This window comes from Streptomyces sp. SID13726, assembly GCF_010548375.1.
In the GTDB taxonomy this organism is placed as follows: domain Bacteria; phylum Actinomycetota; class Actinomycetes; order Streptomycetales; family Streptomycetaceae; genus Streptomyces.
This window is the reverse complement of the sequence record NZ_JAAGLY010000166.1, coordinates 1-599: the sequence shown is the minus strand read 5'-3', so window position 1 is coordinate 599 and position 599 is coordinate 1. Positions and strand designations below refer to the sequence as shown.

At 73.5% G+C, this 599-nt stretch carries 1 protein-coding gene; it reads right to left on the bottom strand.

Annotated elements, in window-relative coordinates; all coding sequences use genetic code 11:
• A partial coding sequence (locus G3I78_RS46955) for a glycosyltransferase (protein ID WP_203616492.1) occupies positions 1-539 on the bottom strand: 539 nt, incomplete at its 3' end.
• Between the last annotated feature and the right edge of the window lie 60 nt (positions 540-599).

Genomic DNA, 599 nt, shown 5'->3' with positions numbered 1-599 from the left:
GGGAAGGGCAGCACGACGTCCAGGTGCTCGCGACGCAGCGCCATGGCGCAGCCGTAGTAGGGCCGGTTGCCGGCGAGGATCCCGAGCACGTTGCGGACGTGGCGGGCGGAGGCGGCCGCGCGGAGGGTCCAGTCCGGCTGGCCGAAGGGACCGCGCAGGGCTTCGCCGCCGCCCAGCGTGGCGAGGTTGGTCGCGACGACGCGGGAGTCGCCGAGCGCGTCCACCATGGCGCGGACCCTGCCGGGCCGCCAGACGTCGTCCTGGTCGGCCAGGAAGACGAGACGCCCGCGGGCGGAGGAGAGCGCCTGCTCGAACGTGCGGACGTAGCCTCGGTTGTGCGGCGCCCGCGTCAGGTGCACGCGGGGGTCGCCGAGGTCCTCGATGCGCTGCACGGTCCCGTCCCGGGACGCGTCGTCCACGACGACCACCTCGTCGTGCGGGCCGAGCTGGTCGAGGATCGAGCGAAGCTGCTCCTGGACGAACTCCTCGCCGTTGTACGTCGCCATGCAGACGCTGATCGTCGGTGCGGGCACGGTCATGACTCTCTCTGTTCGGCGGAGGGTGCGAGCGGCGTGCGAGCCCGGCGCAGCCCCAGGAGG